This window comes from Rhodococcus marinonascens NBRC 14363, assembly GCF_001894885.1.
GTDB lineage: Bacteria > Actinomycetota > Actinomycetes > Mycobacteriales > Mycobacteriaceae > Rhodococcus_F > Rhodococcus_F marinonascens.
This window is the reverse complement of sequence record NZ_BCXB01000013.1, coordinates 137,320-153,595: the sequence shown is the minus strand read 5'-3', so window position 1 is coordinate 153,595 and position 16,276 is coordinate 137,320. Positions and strand designations below refer to the sequence as shown.

Genomic DNA, 16,276 nt, shown 5'->3' with positions numbered 1-16,276 from the left:
GGGCCGTACCGGTTCGACCTCCGAGACCGTCACCGTCACTGTCACCGACGCGGGTGGTGGCACCGACGAGCCTGTCAGCACAGGATCGGCGGGCAACGCATTCGGATCCTGACCCGACTACGATGCGCGTTGGTGCCGATGTGTCGCGCTCACGGCGGCCGCTTCCCTGAGGGTGCGGCGGCGGCAAGCAGGCGGGGTTGCATCGGGAATCCAGGCGCGCCCCTGGACCGGGGGGGTCTCACCGGCGGCGCCGAACAGGGTTGCCGGTAAGACGACTGAGCCACACGGTCCGAGGGACACGTGTGGCGCAGAACCGACTCCAGCAGAGGTCACTGCCAGTAGCGCGGTTCAGGTTTCGGTTTCGGTCGCGTTTCTCTTTCCGCCGCCATCCCCGCTCATCCCACCAAGTGTGGCTTAAGTTCTCTGCGACCTTCTCGATGTGCTCCATCAACCACGGATTGGGCCGATACCATCCGCGGCCATAGGCACCGATAGCTCGAACTCGCGATGCCACCCGGTCTCGGCGTTCATGGCGCCCTGTTCTACCGCCGACTCCCGTCGACTCACCGGATGACGCCGCCACCTCGGCCGTGAGGGTGGCGGCGTCATCCGGTGAGTCGGTGCGGGTGTCAGCTGAAAACGCTGCCTGCGCCCGAGCCGCTGCCGGTCAACGAACCGAAATCGAAGCACAACGATCCGGTGCACTGGTCGATACCGATCACCGACACCGTACCGGCACCGTTGTTGGTGACGTAGGCGCGGGACCCGTCCGGGGTGATCGCCACCCCGATCGGGTTGGCCCCGACGGTGACGGTCTCGGCCACTGTATTGGTGGCGGTGTCGATCACCGACACCGAAGCGCCACCGCTGTTGGTGACGTAGGCGCGGGATCCGTCCGGGGCGACCGCCACCCCGACCGGGAAGGTCCCGACCATGACGGTCTCGGCCACCATGTTGGTGACGGTGTCGATCACCGACACCGTACCGTCGTTAAAGTTGGCGACGTAGGCGCGGGACCCGTCCGGGGTGATCGCCACCCCGGACGGGAAGGTCCCGACCATGACGGTCGCGTCCACCATGTTGGTGCCGGTGTCGATCACCGACACCGTATTGGCGCCAGCGTTGGTGACGTAGGCGAAGGATCCGTCCGGGGTGACCGCCACCCTGGACGGGGCGTTCCCGACGGTGACGGTCGCGTCCACCATGTTGGTGCCGGTATTGATCACCGACACCGTATTGGCGCCAGCGTTGGTGACGTAGGCGCGGGACCCGTCCGGGGTGACCGCCACCCCGAACGGGGCGTTCCCGACCGTGACGGTCGCGTCCACCATGTTGGTGCCGGTATTGATCACCGACACCGAAGCGCCACCGCTGTTGGTGACGTAGGCGAAGGACCCGTCCGGGGTAGTGACCGCCACCCCGACCGGGAGGAGCCCGACCGGGATGGGCGCGCCCACGACCATGTTGGTGGCGGTGTCGATCACCGACACCGTGTTGTCAACCCTGTTGGCGACGTAGGCGCGGGACCCGTCCGGAGTGATCGCCACCCCGTTCGGGTTGGTCCCGACCGGGACGGTGTCGATGACGGTATCCGCTGCCGCGGCCGCCGCCCCCATCCCGGCCATACCGGCCACCAACGCGACCGTGGCGATCAACCCGGCCGATAGACGTCGGACACGCCCCCTGATCGTGGGATAGGCGCGGAAACTGCTGTGGTGATTCACATTTTTCTCCTGTCTCAGAGGAACAAAACGGATCAACCGTGCTGTGGGAAAACCGGTGGTCGGATCCGACCATCAGCCCATCGGAGGCTAGCAACCGAATCCTGATCTCGACGCAGAATCCGTCGGAACCCTCACGGCCACACGAGGCCCCACTAGGCATGATCGGACATTCGGACCTGCGGAGTTGACCGAGCGAAGCTGATGCGCGTTGTTGCCGATGTGTCGCGCTCGCGGCGGCCGCTTCCCTGAGGGTGCGGCGGCGGCAAGCTGGGGGGTTGCATCGGGAATCCAGGCGCGCCCCGGCCAGATGGTGACCGGGGCGCTCTGCGTGGAGCTGGGTAGGGCCGTGGTGACGATCTGGACGATGCCGAGGAGTTGTCGACGGCATCAGCCCTCCTCTTTCCGGAGCGTTTCCCCAGGGGAGAGAGACGCGAGACTGGGACCAATGGAGTCCCTACCCCCGGGGTCTTGATGATTTCGGGCACCCCGATCGGCGGTTGTGTGGAAAAAGCCGGAGAGATATACGCGAGACTGGACCGAGGAGTCTCGGTACCCCCACCCCCTTGATGATTTCCGGGTAAGAGTGCAGAACACCCCCGGCCTGTGAGGTCCGGGGGTGTTCCTGTGCTCGGCGCTGGTCGGGTCATGGGAGGCGAAAGGATAAGCTCCCTGTCGGGCCATGCGTTCCCGGTCTACGGCGGGTGTGACGGCCCGTGGTGGGTGAGTTTGACGCCGTGGTGTGGCTGATTAGCCGAACCAGGCGGGTGGCTCAGGTTCGGTCGGCTCAGCAGTGCGGACCGGGGTCAGGCCCGCGAGCAGTGCATTGGTTGCGATTGGGCTCTTGCGGAGGCGGTTGAGCCAGGTGCCGCGTTTGCTGGCTCCGATCCGACCGGCACCGACTGCGTTGGCGATGATCCGCCGGTACATCCGTTCCCGCTCTGCGGCGGTCTTCGTCTGCATCGTGTCCCCCGATCAGCCGTCGAGCCCGGTGAGCTTCTTGATTGCGAGCGGGTTGGTGACCGCGATTGCCGGGACCGCGTAAGACTGCACCCAGGTAACGCGGCGGGCTTCGTCGCGCCAGGTGGTTGTGTTCAAGGGCTTTTCGTAGGCCATGATCCCGGCGTTACCCTTCTTCACCGCGTAGCCGGTGCCGGGGGTCAGGCGGGGGCTGGTGAACACCGACAGGTTGTTGGAGGCAAGGACCGCTGCGAGGTCTTCGCCGTAGGCGACCTTGAGGGAGTGGTGCTCCTGCGGGTGCAACACGAGCAGATCGAAGATGACACCGAGCTCGCCCATGTCGGCTGCGAGCTGCGAGATTGCCCAGTCTGCGGCGGGCCGTTCGTTGTTCGGGGTCAGCGCGTCGAGCGGGCCGGACGTGATGACGTTGTTCCAGTCGTGGCCGGGAACAACACCGTTGCCGGTGATCGCGGCCTCGATGGCGTCAATGACGCGCTGGTTGATCTTGCGGGTGATGGTGTTCGCGAGCTGGGTGACGTTGTCGTCGAACTCGGAGACGTTGTTACGGGTGCGGGCCTCGTCGGTGACGAAGAACTTGCCGCCCCAGTCCTCGGCTTCGGCGAGCTTGGGTTCGGGCCGCTCCCCCATCACGACCGGGTATTCGGCTCCGGCCGCACGTTGTTCGACGTCGCGGGTGGTGTACATGTTCTCGGCGCTGGCCTGCGTGTACAGCAGGGCACCGCCTTCGACCTTCTGCCCGGTCGCGGACAGGAACTTGTCGATCACCAGTTGGTCGGCGGTCAGGGCCGCGATGCGCTTGGTGATCAGGGGCGGGGTGTTGAGGGCGGCGTCGACGGTGAGCTGTCGGCCGGTCAGAGTGGGGGTGAGGGGGTAGCTCACGGTTGGTTCTCCTGCGGTAGTGGTGTGGTCAGGTCGTGGCGGTCGATCCACCAGCGGCCGGAGATCCTGTGCCCTGCCAGGGTTCCCCGTCGCAGTCGTTGCCGGATGGCGTTGTCCGAGCATCCGAGGAACTGGGCGGCGTCGGTGGTCGAGACCGGGTCGAGCAGGATCGGCGTGGTTGACGGTAGAGACGAATCCTGTTGCGGCAGTGCCGTACTACCGTGGACGGCAGGATCGGCGAACCGTTCGAGGTGGTCGGCGAGCCGGGTTATCCGTTGGGGTAGCGCCGGACTGCCCACGCGGGAAAGCAACGTGGTGGTCACGCGGATGACGGCCGCGACCTCGGCAGCCGGGCGAGGACCCAACAGCACCCGGTCACCGAGGTCGAACAGCTCGGGAAGATCCGTCATGACAGGTCGTCCTCGTCGAGCCCGTCTTCTGGGAGGGGGAACGGCCACCGATCAGAGCCGGGTGGGTTGGCGAGCCGGTCCAGCTCGTGCAGAGGGCGTCCGTCGCGGCCGTACTCGATCGAACGCCGGTAATGCGAAAGGTTGCGGGGGTTTGCGAGCGTTGCTTCGACGTCGAGGCCGGCCAGCTCGTCTGTGAAGTAGTCCACGTTCCTCTCGTTGAACTCGTCGTCGTTGAGGTCGTCGGGGTCAGGTTCGAATGTCATGGCTGGGTTCCTTCGGTAGGGGTGCAGGTTTTATGGGGTTCTGGTCGACCCGATTCCGCATCATCGGTGCAGCTCGGGGCCGGTTTTGCACGTGAGTTTCGGGGCCGCTGTAAAAAAGGAGTGACTGGACCGGGAAGTCCCGGACCCCCCACCCCCTCGATGATTTCCGGGGGCGGGTCTTGAGGCCGTCAGTGCTCGCTCTTGGTGGCGTTGCGGTGCGCGTCGTCGAGTTGGGAACGCAGCGGGATCGTCGGGGCGATCTCCTCGAGCACTTGCAGCGTCGGGTCGAGGATGTGATGCGTGAGTGTGCGAAGTGCCCCCGCTGCAACGTAGCCGAACCCTTCTGCGCCAACCTTGTCGAGCCACTTCGCCGACACCTGGTCGAGGGCGTTCACGTCGTGGCAGTTGCGTGCCATGTCGTAGGCGAGGGCGATCGAATCCGCCTGCATCTGGTCGATATTGATTACTGCCAGCGGTGCGCCGTTGTCGTCGACGATCATGGCGGTGTCGGGCAGTGGGTTCGGGATCTCGTTCATGCGGTCTCCTGTTGTCGGGTGGCGAGTGTGTCGGGGCAGTGCAATGCGTGTGCGCAGTGTCGGCAGATTCGTTCGGCTTCGATCTGTGCGCGGGTGTGGTCGTCGCGGCCGTCTGGGTGCAGCGCTTTGTCGAAGACCGCGAACTGTCTCGGCAGGCTGCGTCTGGCAGATTCGGCCGGCGGTCGAGGATTGCGGCGAGGAGTGCGACGGTGCCGGGTTCTCGTCTGGCGTTGCGTCGGCCGGTCATGCTGCATCGCCTCCTACCTGCGGTGATCCGGGTTGTGCACCAAGTTGAAGGGGGTCGGGTTCAACTTGGTGCACCCGGTTATCTCGGTTAACCCGGTGCAGTTGTGCGCCAGGTGCACCGGGGTAGCCAGGTGCACCGGGTTCTAACCGACCTATGCCAAGTCGGTTCCACACGGGTGCAAGCACCGCTCGCGAGTAGCCGCGGGGGCCTCGGCCGCCGGGGCGCTGCGAGGTGACTTTCGACGCCTGGGAAACGAGCTTGCCCAGTCGGGTCGCGGTCAGCGCTTTGCCGTATGCACTCGCCATGCCCCAGTACTCGGGGTTGTGGCGGATCAGTCCGGCAACCAGTTCCGTGGTGGGCACGAAGTCGGTGCCGTCGGGCCAGAGTTCGTGCAGGTCGCTCATCATCACCATGCCCGGCGGCAGCTGTTGCAGGCCGGCGTCCCGTTCGGCTCGCGTCTCGGCGAGATCCCGTTCGATCAACTCGTCGGCGATCTGCGGCCAGTGCCCACCAGCGGCGACCGCTACCCGCTTGAGCGGCCTCCACTTCTCCTTGGCACGGCCGATGCAGCCCTCGGGAAGGTCGACCTTCATCGTCCGCACCTGTTCACGTACCGAGTCGGCGAATGCGGCGACACGAGCGCCGAGCGCGCGTGCATCATCCTCGATGTACTCCCAATCGGAGTCTTCGATCACCCCGTCAAGGTCGGGCATCAACAGAACCCTGATTGCTCGAGACCGTGTGTCGTCAGGCAGGCGGGGTGAGTTGCCGGCCATTGCGACCGGCGCGAAGGTCGGCATCTCCTTGACCACCCACTCGCCACCCTTGGCGTGGACCAGGACCGGGCGGGTAGCACCGCGCCGGTACCCGCTGTTGAGAATCCCGATGAGGTCTTCGACGCCCGGCTTGTTCGGTGACAGCGACCGGTCCACCTCGTCTATGCAGATGGTCCGAATCCCGTTCTGTAGCAGTCGCACCAGCAAGGCTGGCGAGGATAGAGAGGCTGCCTGTATGGGCGCGTGGCACAACCGTTGGAAGTGGTCGAGGACCGTCGTCTTCCCGCTGCCCGGCATTGTCGAGTCGATCAGCAGTCGCGGTGTCGTGTACGTCTCGAGCGCCAGGTGCGTAGAGACGGCCCACAGTGTGAGCAAGGAAAGGTCACGGTCGTCCGGCACTGCGATGAACCGACCGCACCATTTCTCGGTGTCGTCGAGGATGTCAGCACCACAGGGTATTTCCGTCACGGTGGCGTTCACGCGGCTTCTCCTCTCAGTTCGGCGAGCCGTCTGGCGTGGTGTACGGCTTCGGTGCCCGCCTGACGCAACAGGGGCAACAAATCGGACTCGGGGAACGACTGAGCGGCTTCGACGAGTGCCTTACCGAGGCTTTCGAATCGCGCCCGGTACGCCTGCGCGACGAGCGCGGCGGTGTAGGACTGCGGGGCAAGGGTGTTCGCGTCGGCACCGCAGGTGATCGCGTCCAACAGGAACCGTTTGACCGAATCGCTGTGCAGGCCCCGGCGGGCGAGTTCGTTGCCGACTGCGGTGCCATAGTGGGGGCGGCGTGCATCCAGCAGGGACAACACCACCTCCATCACGGTTCGAGCGGCCGGGGTGTCGAGGTCATTGAGGTCGAGCAGTCGTGCGGCCTCGCGGGCATCCTCGGCACGAGCCCACATCAGCGAGCCAGCAACGAGGACGTCGAGTGATGGTTCGGGGCCGATCGAACGGATAAGGTCCAGCTCGGCGGTCAGGCCGTGCTCGAAGTCGACACCCATGTCGACGACGGCGCGGGTGGCGACCGTCGAGGTGACAAGGTCGTCGAGACGTGCGGTGTTCGGTAGAGTCATAGGGAATCCGTTCCTTCAATTGCTGGTTGGGCTGGTTCCATTGCCCTCGATGCCCTGGCCGGCATCGGGGGCGTTTTTGTGGGCGCGTGAGACGGCATTAGGCGCTCACCCTTGGGCACTGCTCGGACTCCAGTCGCTCGATGTATTCATTGATTGCGCTCATTGGGATGCGCCGGGAACGACCGATCTTCACGGACCGGATTTCGCCGGACTCGATCAGTTCGAACACCTTGGACCGACCGAGGCTCAATGCCTCCATCGTCTGAGGGATCGTGAGGAGTCGTGCGTGCTGTGCAGACATTTTTCTCGATTCGTTGAGGTGCAGACGCCCTGCTGAGCGCCTCTTTCTTGCCCGTCTCGCGGAGTTTTCGAATATCGATTTGCGTTGCTATCGCGCAATGTCTATGACTGTTGCGCAGTATCAACGTAAGCTGTACAGGACTATTGGAATCCGCGCAAGTCTCTACTAGACTGCGTAGATATGACGCAAACAACTTGGGTCGGCAGCACCATCAGGAGAATCGCGGAGGCGATCAAAGAGGAGAGGGGTGGAAGGTCTGCGCAGTGGCTCTCGGATCGAACCGAGGAGTTAGGCCACCGCGTCAGCCGTTCGGCGATCTCGAATCTCGAAGTGGGCAGGAAGTCGGGAGTCGACGTAACAGAGCTCCTGCTCATAGCTGCGGCGCTTGATATTTCACCACTTCAGCTACTGTTTCCGGACCTCCCAAATGGCGAAGTTGAGGTTCTACCCGGCAAGGTCGAAAGGTCAATCGACGCGGCGCTATGGGCGTCCGGTGAGCGAGCGCTTACTCAGGAATCCGAGGAATCTCAAGAGCGGGCGGATATTTCTGTGAGGCAGACAATGATGGCCAAATCGCTCAGGCTCGTCGAACTGGAAGATCATGTGATGTACGCAAAGAGCCAGTTCGACGCGTCAGACTTCGAAGCTGCGGGCGGAATTCAACAGCAGCAGTGGTGGGATCAGTACACGCGCGCTTGCGAGCAACTCGAATGGCACATGGAGGCGCTTGGGCTGATCCCCCGGTCGGAGGAGAAACAACGCAGAAGACGTGCTGCGCTCGAGAAAGCTGCCGTTCGAAACTCTGAGCGCTTGAACCGGGCGCGGAGTTCAGGCGATGACTAGGCAGCGCCTCAAGCCCGGCGAGTGGGGGAAGATCACGAACACTGTCCGGAGCGGCACCGACGTGGCCAAAGTTCGGATACGGGACCGCGACGGCAAGCTGCGACTCGTTGAGGCCACCGGCACATCGGCAGAAGACGCCAGACGCAACGTACAGAAGAAGCTCACCGAGCGGGTGGCGCCGACAGGTGCCCGAGCTGCGTTGAGTGCCCGGTCTCCAATGACGGATCTCGCTGCCTATTGGCTGGACGAGAAGCGCGACGCGGTAGAGCCTCAAACACTGGGCACCTACACTGACACCTGGGAGCGTGTCTGCAACCCCGCCCTCGGTTCCTTGCTAGTCGAGGAGGTCACTACCGGGACGGTTGACGCATTCCTGCGGACCACCGCAAAGACTGCGCCCTCTCGGGCCAGGGTCGCGCAGATCGTATGCAGTGGCATCTTCTCGACCGCGGTCCGACTCGATCTGATTCCACACAATCCAGCCAGGGAGACGACGCGACCCAAAATCAGAAAGAAGCCCGTCCGCGCGATCACGGTCGACGAATTCGCGGCTGTGCGGGAAAAGATTACGGACTACTGCCGACACGAAGAACTCGACACAAATGGCGTAGTGCGGCCACGGCCAGGACCTAAGCCTGGGGTGGACCTACAGGACATCATGGATCTACTCATTGCCACGGGCGGCCGCATCGGTGAAGTGCTGGCCATACTCCGGGATGACGTGGACCTGTCTACAGATCCGGCAACTGTGGCGATTCGAGGTACGTTGATTGTGCCTCGCATCAAGGGCGAGAAGCTGCGGCGCCAGGAGTACCGAAAAGGGGACGCTCCCCCATTGACCGTGATGCTGCCGCAATTCGCAGCCGACACCTTGCGACATCGGTTGAGCCAGCCAGTGCCCGAGGAGTCAGTGGGAGCAGTGTTCATCACCGGGACGGGAAACTGGGTGTCGCCGGCCAACGTGCGGCGAGCGTGGCGGGCAGCGCTAGGCCAGGAATACGACTGGGTGAAGCCTCACTCGTTCAGGCGCACCGTCGCAACCTTGGTGAAACAGCAGTACGGCGTCGAGGGCGCACAGGCCCAGCTCGGCCATGCGAACACTCGGGTCACGGAAGCTCACTACATCGAACGCGTGACAAACGTCCCAGACATGACCTCCGTACTCAACACCTTCGGCCCCGCCGTCACGCAATCTATTGAGTAAATGTTGAGCCGAACAATCTCGCCCAACTACGAGAAAGCCCCTCACCCGCATTGCTGCTGGTAAGGGGCTTTCCGTTGTGCGCCCGAAGGGATTCGAACCCCTAACCTCTTGATCCGTAGATAAGAGAAATACGCCTCTGGCCTGCAAGTTAGATGATCTTGCTGTCTCCCTGCTGTCTGACGGCTCTTTCTCGTCGTTCCGTGAAACGCTTCCGCTCGGCGCGCATGTGCTCGTCCATCGCCTTCGGTAGTGCGTCCAGCTCCTCATCCCAGAGGTGCCCGTAGATGTCGAGAGTCATCGCCGCCGACGAGTGCCCGAGCATCCGCTGCACGGTCTTGACGTTCGCGCCCGAGTGAATCGCCAACGACGCCGCAGTGTGGCGAAGCTCGTACGTGTCGAGATCGTCGAGGCCGGCGCCTTCGGTCGCGGTCTTCCAGACCGTGCGCCAACGGTTTCGAGTCCAGCCACCCCTCGAGTCGGCCAGCAGCCACTCCTCGCGTCCTCGACCCTCTGCGGCGTCTTCGAGATCGAGCAGGAGCTCGCCGCCGACAGGCACGTCCCGGTGTTTGCCGGTCTTGGTGTCATCGGCCGCGCCCTTTGCATCCACATCCCGCGAGATTCGCAGTCGGCCCCGCGACGCATCGAGATCGCCGACCTGGAGGCCAAACGCCTCGCCCGGACGAATGCCGGTGCGGATCAAGACGTTCACGATCAGTCGAGTGATGCCGGACGGCATAACTGCGGACAGTCGGTCGACCTCCGCGACGGATAGGTATCGACGCTGGCTCGACTTCTGCCGCGGCGCGTCCTTGGTTCTGATCGGATTCGACAGCACAATCCGCTCCTCGACAGCCATCTCGAGGAGCCCATTCAGTGTGATGATGACCTTCTGTGTGGAGGACTCACTCAGCGGCAGCCGCTCTCCGTCGTCGCCACGTAGCCGACCCGTCAGTGTCGGGAGCCATGCAGCGACAGCGGCCCGGGAAATCTCCTGGCAGGCAACACTGCCCCATTTCGGCTCGATGTGCTTCCATGCCGCCTGGTAGCCGTCACGTGTCGACTTGGACTTGCCAGCCTTGCCGGACCACCACAGCGGCCAAACGTCACTCAGGGTGACATCCCGTTTGTCCTTGGTGATGTAGGTGCCATCAGCCTGCTCGGTGCTCGTGCGGCCCATAAAGGCCACCGCGACCTCTTTGTTCTCGAATGCCTTGGATACGCGCCGGCCGCTCTCATCCCATCGGACGAGCCACCGCTTGCCTTTGCCCCAGCGATCCCCGCGAAGTCGTTTGCCGCCGTCCAGGTTGGCCACGGTCCACTGATCGACGATCTGCGCCACGGGTGGACTTCCTCTCGAATCCCCAGATTCCTCGACCCCCGCGCCGGACATGGTGCGGGGGTTTTGCTGTCAGGGTAGTGTGCGCTAGCCATGGGCATGTTGACTATTAAACGACTTGACGTCATACAGTCGGCGAATCTCGCAGGTTGAGGCCATATCGATCGGCAGTATCATCGTCAACCCGTGAAAGTTGGGAAGTTTTGAATCAAGCTCACCGTAAGATTCGTCTAGCGGTCGACGATCTAGTGGCAGCTGCATCGCCAGCAGAATTGGCCTCTATCGACGGTCTAGCTGCGACGCTGACGAGGCAGAGAAGACGCCGAGTGGACATCGTCGAGGACTCGTCACTGGGGGCGGGGGTTTTCGGAGTCTGGCGTCAGCATGCCACATTTGATGAGATCGCTTTCGCTCCATGGTGTCTCACCCGCCCTCGAACGATCGGCCACGAGTACGGACACATCATCTTCGGACACCAACCGATGATGGTCGGCGAACCTGCAGACCCACTTGCCAGTTTCATGTTGCGCCGCGAGTGTGGCCAGAACCACGACGCGGCGGAAGGTGAGGCTGAAGCGTTCGCTTCCGAGCTGATGTTTCGCCTCCGCAAAGTCCGCCAGGGGCGGGCATCGATTGCCCGCGCCAGATTGAATCAGGTGGTGGGTCGATCATGGTGACGATCATCCTGCCGGTGCTGCTGTGGTTTTCTGCGGCTACGGTGGCGATACGATGGTGGAGGTCCAGGTCGTTGATGCTGACCGGAGCAGCCCTCGTGTTCGCGGGCATGGCTGCGCACATCACCGTCAATATGGCAGTCGTGGATATTCCGGACGTGAGTCGAGGTTTGAGCAAACTCCTCGGCTACAACAACGCCGCCTCGGGGGTCAAACATCTCATATTCATGGTCATAATTTGGGGTGTGTCCCTGATTCTGGTGGCGATGATGGACGATGACGCGGACTCCCCCAGTCGGCGGCGCCTTTGGGTCAAGGGCACCCTCGGTGCCGTAATGGCCGTCACTGTTGCTACAGCTGTGATGTTCTTCTCGACAAAGGAAGTCCCGCAAGCATCCAGCGGCTTCGAGTTCGACGTACTGTATGGGCATCGCCCTGGCTATGCGGCGGCGGCGGCGTTGGTGCTGATCACCGCGGCGGTGTTGTGCACCGCGATTTTCTACGCGGTGATTCGCCAGACGGAACCACGGTCATCGGCAGGGCGTGGCCTACTGATCCTTTCGGCCGGAGTGGCGATGATTGCTCTCTACGCGTGGATTCGTGGCCTCTACTTCGTGCTCGCGCGGGTGGGGTGGGTTGAGCCGACTCCGGTGGTGTTCGAGCAGTCCACCAAGCTCGTCATCATAGCGATCTTATTGACAGTGGTCGGGTTGCAATGGTCGGCTGTCGAAAGATCAGTAGTTCACATCCGTCACCGCCGCCAGTTTCACCACCTTCACGTCGATCTTGTGAGGCGCTGGCCAGGTGTGCGTAGACCCTCGATCAAGGGCGTGTCTCGTGGGGTTCGTCTGTCTGATCGGGCAATTGAGGTGCTCGACGCGCTGGCGATGCAAGCACAATCCGAGCGCCTGCCCATCGTGTCGACGACGGATCACTCCGCCGAGTCGGTCGCGACCTGGATTGCAACCGGTCACACCGCCAGCCTCGGCATCAACTCCCTCCAGCCGCCGGATCAAGTCACCGATACGCAGTGGGTTCGACAGATCGGTCGCGAATACGCAAGAATGCGCCAGTGACCAGCTCAGTGAAAGCCAGGAAAGCCGATTTCGCGGCTCGGTTTGTGACCGAGATTGCCGCCCCATGGACGGTTAACATTGCAGCGCCGCTTCTCGTCGGCGCGTACGCCGGAAGCTGGCGGTGGGGTGCGGTGGTGGCGTTGTTCTCTGGTGTCTTGCCGATGCTGATGATCCTGTGGGAGATGAGACGCGATCGCGTCGGCGATCATCACGTCACCCAGCACGACCAAAGGCATCGCGTCCTTGCCGCGATTTTGGCTCTCGTGGCAGCCGCACTGGTACTTCAGCTCGTGTTCGGTGCTCCACAGCAAACCGTCGGGCTAACGGTCGCGGGCCTGGCCACTTTGCTGGCGATCGGGGTGTGGACCTCGATCGTTCACATCAAGGCCTCGGTGCACACCGCTGTTTGGTCCGGATCGGTCGCAATAATCGGTCTGGCCATCTCGCCCTGGTGGTGGCTGCTGTTGGCGTTGACCCCGGTGATCGGCTGGGCGCGACTACATTTACGCGATCACACGCTGACACAGATATTGATCGGGACAGGCACGGGCCTGGTCGTGGCGCCGATCACGTACGCAGTGGTGACCGCACTCTATTAGGATCATCGACCCCTCTTCTTTCTGGGTGGTTCCTCGACCGCGAATGGGTTGTAGGACCGTGCCCGGGTTGGTATCTCGGACTCACGCAGGCTCCGAAGCCACGAAATGTATTGCTGATAATCCTGATAGGTGTCATCGTCGGCGAAGTAGTCCAGCGGCACGCGAAAGAACTTGGCGAGGGCCATGAGCTGCTCTAGCCCAGGGGATGCGGTCTTGCCGTTGAGAAGCTGCGAGAGGTAGCCATCACTAAGAGTTCCCCCATCGCGCTGAATCGCTCTTACGACCTCGGCTGCGGTGAACGGACCACGATCCTTCGGATGTACGTTCGCGAAGAGGTAGTGCAACTTCTCAGAAAAATGCACCATGTGATCGCTTCTCCTACCTTCTGCATCTCTCGGACCCGACAGGCTTCTTGAAGAATATCCTTGATTTTCTTAGGACGTCGCGTAACCTGACATCACGCAATCGATCCAGAGGGGGATTATTCCGGCACGCTTCGGCTGACTCAGTACAAACCCCCGGTTACGGCTCTCACTTGCCAGTAGCACCGCAGCCGGGGGATCGGCAAGAAGTCCCCTTTCGGGGACCTCGACCACCCATAAGGGATTTGCATGTCTGATAGTAGCGAATATCCATGGCGAAACCGCAATACCACGCTAGATGGTCGGTTTGCTCGTTTCCTGTCTCGCGGACCTTTGGTCCGCATCGGGGCCTACTCATCGACTGAGCGCAGCGGCTTCACGTGCGGCGGCGAACAGTCGCGACGACGAGGTTCCTAGCCGATCGCACAGCATCTCAACCTCGTCGAGGTTCAGACTGCGCTTCCCGCGTAGGCGCTCATAGGTGTATGTGTGGCTACCAATGACGTCGTCGAGCGCCGACAAGGGCAATCCTTGACGCGCCAGCTCGGCCCGGATCTCTGCGGCAACGGCCAGCGAGAGTCGACCCGGCGTCCCTTCAGCTCTGCGTCCCATGCGGCAAATATATCCGTACAGCGACAGATAGGCAATCTCTTGGATCAAATAGTTGTACTAGGGTTGCATTTTGGCTTATTTAAGGCAATGATGATCATATGAGCCGGTCACAAACCGCACTCGCGGTCATCAGCGAGATCAAGGCTCAGATGGCACGGAGAGATGTGACAGCAACCAGGCTCGCAGCGGGAATCGGCATTAGCCGAGGCACCGTCGGCAGGTTCTTGAGAGGTGAGTCGTGTCTAGACCTTGATCTGGTCGAGGACATTGCGGATTTTCTCGGGATGGACGCTTTCGCACTCATCGATGCCGCCGGAGCCAACGCCGTTCGGTAAACCCTCGCCCTGTTTCAGCAGGGCGAGGGCCACCTCGGCAGCCGGATGTCCTTTGAGAACTCCATAGCGAACCAAGAACCTGGCGAGCGCGCCGCGCTGATACACCTGCCCCGCAGGGGGTTTGAAGGTGCATACCCGCAGCATTCACGGCTGCGGAGGCAACGCCGGCGACCGATGCCGTCAGGTCCGCACCCCGATATCTGGGGTGCCCATACAAAACAACCGCCAGCCGTACCACCGGCTGACGGTCAGTGACTATCTGAAGGAGAGAGTCATGACCGATGTTACCCGACTGCCAGACGATGAGCAGTCTCCATTCGATGCAGTACGCCAGATCCGGGCCGACGGCTCGGAGTTCTGGTCCGCCCGAGACCTGATGGGACTGATGGGTTACGCCCGGTGGGAGAACCTCCAGACCTCAATCGAACGCGCCAAGGCGTCAGCCAGGAACCAGGGCGTCGACATACCCAGCAATTTCCTGTGTTCGCAGGTTATTACGGCAACCAAGCCGCGGGAGGACTACGAACTGTCCCGGCACGCCGCCTACCTGCTCGCGCTGAACGGCAACCCGAACAAGCCGGAGGTCGCGGCGGCGCAGGCGTATTTCGTCACCAAGACCCGCGAAGCTGAAGTACAGAAGAGTCTGAACCCCTTCGATCTCATGCGCGCACAGATAGATCAGCTCGAACTCGCGCAGAGGACCGCTGACGAGGCCAAGGCGATCGCGTCTCGCGCCGAGGCGCGCGTGGATGCGATCGAAGGCCGGCACGACTACTACTCGGCACTGGGTTACGCACGACTGCACAAGATCGAGAACACGTCGAGCCAGTTCCTCCAGCGGGTCGGGAAGCAGGCGTCGATGATCGCGAAGGCCCGCGGCATCGAGACAGCGAAGGTTCCACACGCCATGTACGGCAGGGTCAATTCCTATCCCGAATGGGTGTTGGACATCGCGTTCGGAGATGCGGCATGAGCCTCACGTACAAGCAGGCCGGCGAGCTGATGAACATTTCACACACGAAGGTATCCGAGCTGTGCCGACGCGGTGAAATCCCCCGGATTGTCCACTCCCCCAAATGTCATCGCATCGATGAGGCCGACCTGGCTGCATACCTCGCCCGGAAGCGGAGGGTGGCATGAACCTCCCCAGCCCCTTCGCCACCGCGTGCGTCCGCGTCCGCGACGAGATCCTCCGCGCCGACGTCATGCAGCACCGCGCCTCCCAACTCACCGAAACGAGAACACGATGAGCATCGACCATCACACCCCACTGTTCAACGAGCTGGCCGCCGAGTTCGGCGACATCTCCTACACCGAGTTCGACCGGGCCGCTGACGAAGCGGTCGCCCTGACCCAGCCCGCGACGAGGTCCTGGTCGACGGTGCAGGCGTACGCGTGGACCTTCGCACCCGGTGCCACCCTCGGCGGCATCGGATGGATCGCGCTGGTCACCTCATGAGCGGCGAAAGCGCGCAGGCGCGGGAACCCCTCACGCACGGCGAGATTCGTGCCATCGTGCGCGAGGGAGGGAACTTCAGACTCAACGTCGATGCGGTGCTGCGTGTTGCACTTCGGCATTCAGCCCCGCTTTCGGATGAAGACCGGAGTATTGGTCTAGCGCTGTTCGAGCTTCTCGATACGCGTACCGAGGTCGTTTGCAAGGTTCTCGAGCTGCTTGAATCCGCCGAGAAGCGCCCCGAGGCGTGCGATCGCAGCAAGGGCGTAAACGCCGTGATCAACGCCGGTGTGGCCCGAGTCTTCCATCGTTCTCACAACCCCACTGGTGATAGGGGTGTTGGTGCGGTCGCCGATGTTGATGAACGGGTCGTCGTCATCAGCGACCCGAATCAGGCTCTCGAGGTTCGCGATCGCCGCGACGATGGCGGTGATGATCTCGTCGTCGGCGACTCCGGGCGCTTGGAGTGCGTTGATGAGTTGCTGAGTGTCGACAAGGTGCGGCCTGGTAGCGAGGTGCGAGAACCGTCCGTCAGTCACGAGTCTTCTCCTTCGGTTGATGGTTGTGGTGATCACACCGTAGGAGATGGGCA

Annotated in this window: 22 protein-coding genes; 8 read left to right on the top strand and 14 right to left on the bottom strand. The window is 62.6% G+C overall.

Annotated elements, in window-relative coordinates:
• Nucleotides 1-629: 629 nt before the first annotated feature.
• From RM2_RS12000 to RM2_RS11960, 9 genes are all read right to left on the bottom strand, one after another.
• Nucleotides 630-1,724 carry a beta-propeller fold lactonase family protein gene (locus RM2_RS12000; RefSeq protein ID WP_245813867.1) on the bottom strand — a complete coding sequence of 365 codons (1,095 nt, stop codon included), beginning with the start codon at nucleotides 1,722-1,724 and terminating at the stop codon, nucleotides 630-632.
• Between the two features lie 747 nt (nucleotides 1,725-2,471).
• Entirely contained in the window at nucleotides 2,472-2,684 is a 213-nt protein-coding gene (locus RM2_RS11995) for a hypothetical protein (RefSeq protein WP_072689385.1), read from the bottom strand.
• 12 nt (nucleotides 2,685-2,696) lie between these two features.
• Complete coding sequence (locus tag RM2_RS11990) at nucleotides 2,697-3,581, bottom strand: major capsid protein (protein WP_072689382.1); 885 nt, start codon at nucleotides 3,579-3,581, stop codon at nucleotides 2,697-2,699.
• Nucleotides 3,578-3,991, bottom strand: coding sequence for a helix-turn-helix domain-containing protein (locus RM2_RS11985; RefSeq protein WP_072689379.1), 414 nt, complete (start codon nucleotides 3,989-3,991; stop codon nucleotides 3,578-3,580). The genes RM2_RS11990 and RM2_RS11985 overlap by 4 nt, the downstream gene beginning before the upstream one ends.
• Entirely contained in the window at nucleotides 3,988-4,254 is a 267-nt protein-coding gene (locus tag RM2_RS11980) for a hypothetical protein (RefSeq protein WP_072689376.1), read from the bottom strand. The genes RM2_RS11985 and RM2_RS11980 overlap by 4 nt, the downstream gene beginning before the upstream one ends.
• Before the next feature lie 188 nt (nucleotides 4,255-4,442).
• Nucleotides 4,443-4,790 carry a hypothetical protein gene (locus RM2_RS11975; RefSeq protein WP_072689374.1) on the bottom strand — a complete coding sequence of 116 codons (348 nt, stop codon included), beginning with the start codon at nucleotides 4,788-4,790 and terminating at the stop codon, nucleotides 4,443-4,445.
• Between the two features lie 243 nt (nucleotides 4,791-5,033).
• Nucleotides 5,034-6,293, bottom strand: coding sequence for a DUF3631 domain-containing protein (locus tag RM2_RS11970; protein WP_245813865.1), 1,260 nt, complete (start codon nucleotides 6,291-6,293; stop codon nucleotides 5,034-5,036).
• A complete protein-coding gene (locus RM2_RS11965; protein WP_072689370.1) occupies nucleotides 6,290-6,886 on the bottom strand; it encodes a hypothetical protein in 597 nt (198 codons plus the stop codon). Before RM2_RS11965 ends, RM2_RS11970 begins: the two co-directional genes overlap by 4 nt.
• A gap of 97 nt (nucleotides 6,887-6,983) precedes the next feature.
• Nucleotides 6,984-7,187, bottom strand: a complete 204-nt coding sequence (locus RM2_RS11960) for a helix-turn-helix domain-containing protein (protein ID WP_072689369.1) — start codon at nucleotides 7,185-7,187, stop codon at nucleotides 6,984-6,986.
• Between the two features lie 180 nt (nucleotides 7,188-7,367).
• On the opposite strand from RM2_RS11960, the gene RM2_RS11955 reads away from it, so the two are divergent.
• Both RM2_RS11955 and RM2_RS11950 read left to right on the top strand, forming a co-directional pair.
• Entirely contained in the window at nucleotides 7,368-8,030 is a 663-nt protein-coding gene (locus RM2_RS11955) for a helix-turn-helix domain-containing protein (RefSeq protein WP_072689366.1), read from the top strand.
• Nucleotides 8,023-9,234 carry a site-specific integrase gene (locus RM2_RS11950; protein ID WP_072689364.1) on the top strand — a complete coding sequence of 404 codons (1,212 nt, stop codon included), beginning with the start codon at nucleotides 8,023-8,025 and terminating at the stop codon, nucleotides 9,232-9,234. The genes RM2_RS11955 and RM2_RS11950 overlap by 8 nt, the downstream gene beginning before the upstream one ends.
• 148 nt (nucleotides 9,235-9,382) lie before the next feature.
• Here RM2_RS11950 and RM2_RS25185 read toward each other — a convergent pair whose 3' ends face one another.
• Nucleotides 9,383-10,573 (bottom strand): tyrosine-type recombinase/integrase, encoded by a 1,191-nt coding sequence (locus tag RM2_RS25185; RefSeq protein WP_245813863.1) that lies wholly within the window; start codon nucleotides 10,571-10,573, stop codon nucleotides 9,383-9,385.
• Between the two features lie 667 nt (nucleotides 10,574-11,240).
• On the opposite strand from RM2_RS25185, the gene RM2_RS11935 reads away from it, so the two are divergent.
• Nucleotides 11,241-12,320, top strand: a complete 1,080-nt coding sequence (locus tag RM2_RS11935) for a hypothetical protein (protein ID WP_072689361.1) — start codon at nucleotides 11,241-11,243, stop codon at nucleotides 12,318-12,320.
• Complete coding sequence (locus RM2_RS11930) at nucleotides 12,317-12,919, top strand: phosphatase PAP2 family protein (RefSeq protein WP_084721753.1); 603 nt, start codon at nucleotides 12,317-12,319, stop codon at nucleotides 12,917-12,919. The genes RM2_RS11935 and RM2_RS11930 overlap by 4 nt, the downstream gene beginning before the upstream one ends.
• A 2-nt stretch (nucleotides 12,920-12,921) precedes the next feature.
• Here RM2_RS11930 and RM2_RS11925 read toward each other — a convergent pair whose 3' ends face one another.
• Nucleotides 12,922-13,284, bottom strand: coding sequence for a helix-turn-helix domain-containing protein (locus tag RM2_RS11925; protein ID WP_072689359.1), 363 nt, complete (start codon nucleotides 13,282-13,284; stop codon nucleotides 12,922-12,924).
• Between the two features lie 351 nt (nucleotides 13,285-13,635).
• Nucleotides 13,636-13,893 carry a hypothetical protein gene (locus RM2_RS11920; protein ID WP_072689356.1) on the bottom strand — a complete coding sequence of 86 codons (258 nt, stop codon included), beginning with the start codon at nucleotides 13,891-13,893 and terminating at the stop codon, nucleotides 13,636-13,638.
• Nucleotides 13,894-13,991: 98 nt separating this feature from the next.
• Between RM2_RS11920 and RM2_RS25910 the strand changes: the two genes are divergently transcribed.
• The gene (locus tag RM2_RS25910; RefSeq protein ID WP_072689354.1) at nucleotides 13,992-14,228 is read left to right on the top strand and encodes a helix-turn-helix domain-containing protein; all 237 of its coding nucleotides are present in this window, start codon (nucleotides 13,992-13,994) and stop codon (nucleotides 14,226-14,228) included.
• Here the strand turns inward: RM2_RS25910 and RM2_RS24525 are convergent.
• A complete protein-coding gene (locus RM2_RS24525; RefSeq protein ID WP_169846712.1) occupies nucleotides 14,136-14,333 on the bottom strand; it encodes a hypothetical protein in 198 nt (65 codons plus the stop codon). The two genes, RM2_RS25910 and RM2_RS24525, sit on opposite strands and share 93 nt — an antisense overlap.
• A 169-nt stretch (nucleotides 14,334-14,502) precedes the next feature.
• Here RM2_RS24525 and RM2_RS11910 point away from each other — a divergent pair, with 169 nt between their 5' ends.
• The 3 genes from RM2_RS11910 (at nucleotide 14,503) to RM2_RS11900 (ending at nucleotide 15,687) form a co-directional block, all read left to right on the top strand.
• Nucleotides 14,503-15,201 (top strand): BRO family protein, encoded by a 699-nt coding sequence (locus RM2_RS11910; RefSeq protein WP_139277751.1) that lies wholly within the window; start codon nucleotides 14,503-14,505, stop codon nucleotides 15,199-15,201.
• A complete protein-coding gene (locus RM2_RS25905; RefSeq protein ID WP_084721752.1) occupies nucleotides 15,165-15,368 on the top strand; it encodes a helix-turn-helix domain-containing protein in 204 nt (67 codons plus the stop codon). The genes RM2_RS11910 and RM2_RS25905 overlap by 37 nt, the downstream gene beginning before the upstream one ends.
• A gap of 106 nt (nucleotides 15,369-15,474) precedes the next feature.
• A complete protein-coding gene (locus tag RM2_RS11900) occupies nucleotides 15,475-15,687 on the top strand; it encodes a hypothetical protein (protein WP_072689350.1) in 213 nt (70 codons plus the stop codon).
• A gap of 155 nt (nucleotides 15,688-15,842) precedes the next feature.
• On the opposite strand, the gene RM2_RS11895 is transcribed toward RM2_RS11900, so the two are convergent.
• Nucleotides 15,843-16,223 carry a hypothetical protein gene (locus RM2_RS11895; protein ID WP_072689348.1) on the bottom strand — a complete coding sequence of 127 codons (381 nt, stop codon included), beginning with the start codon at nucleotides 16,221-16,223 and terminating at the stop codon, nucleotides 15,843-15,845.
• Between the last annotated feature and the right edge of the window lie 53 nt (nucleotides 16,224-16,276).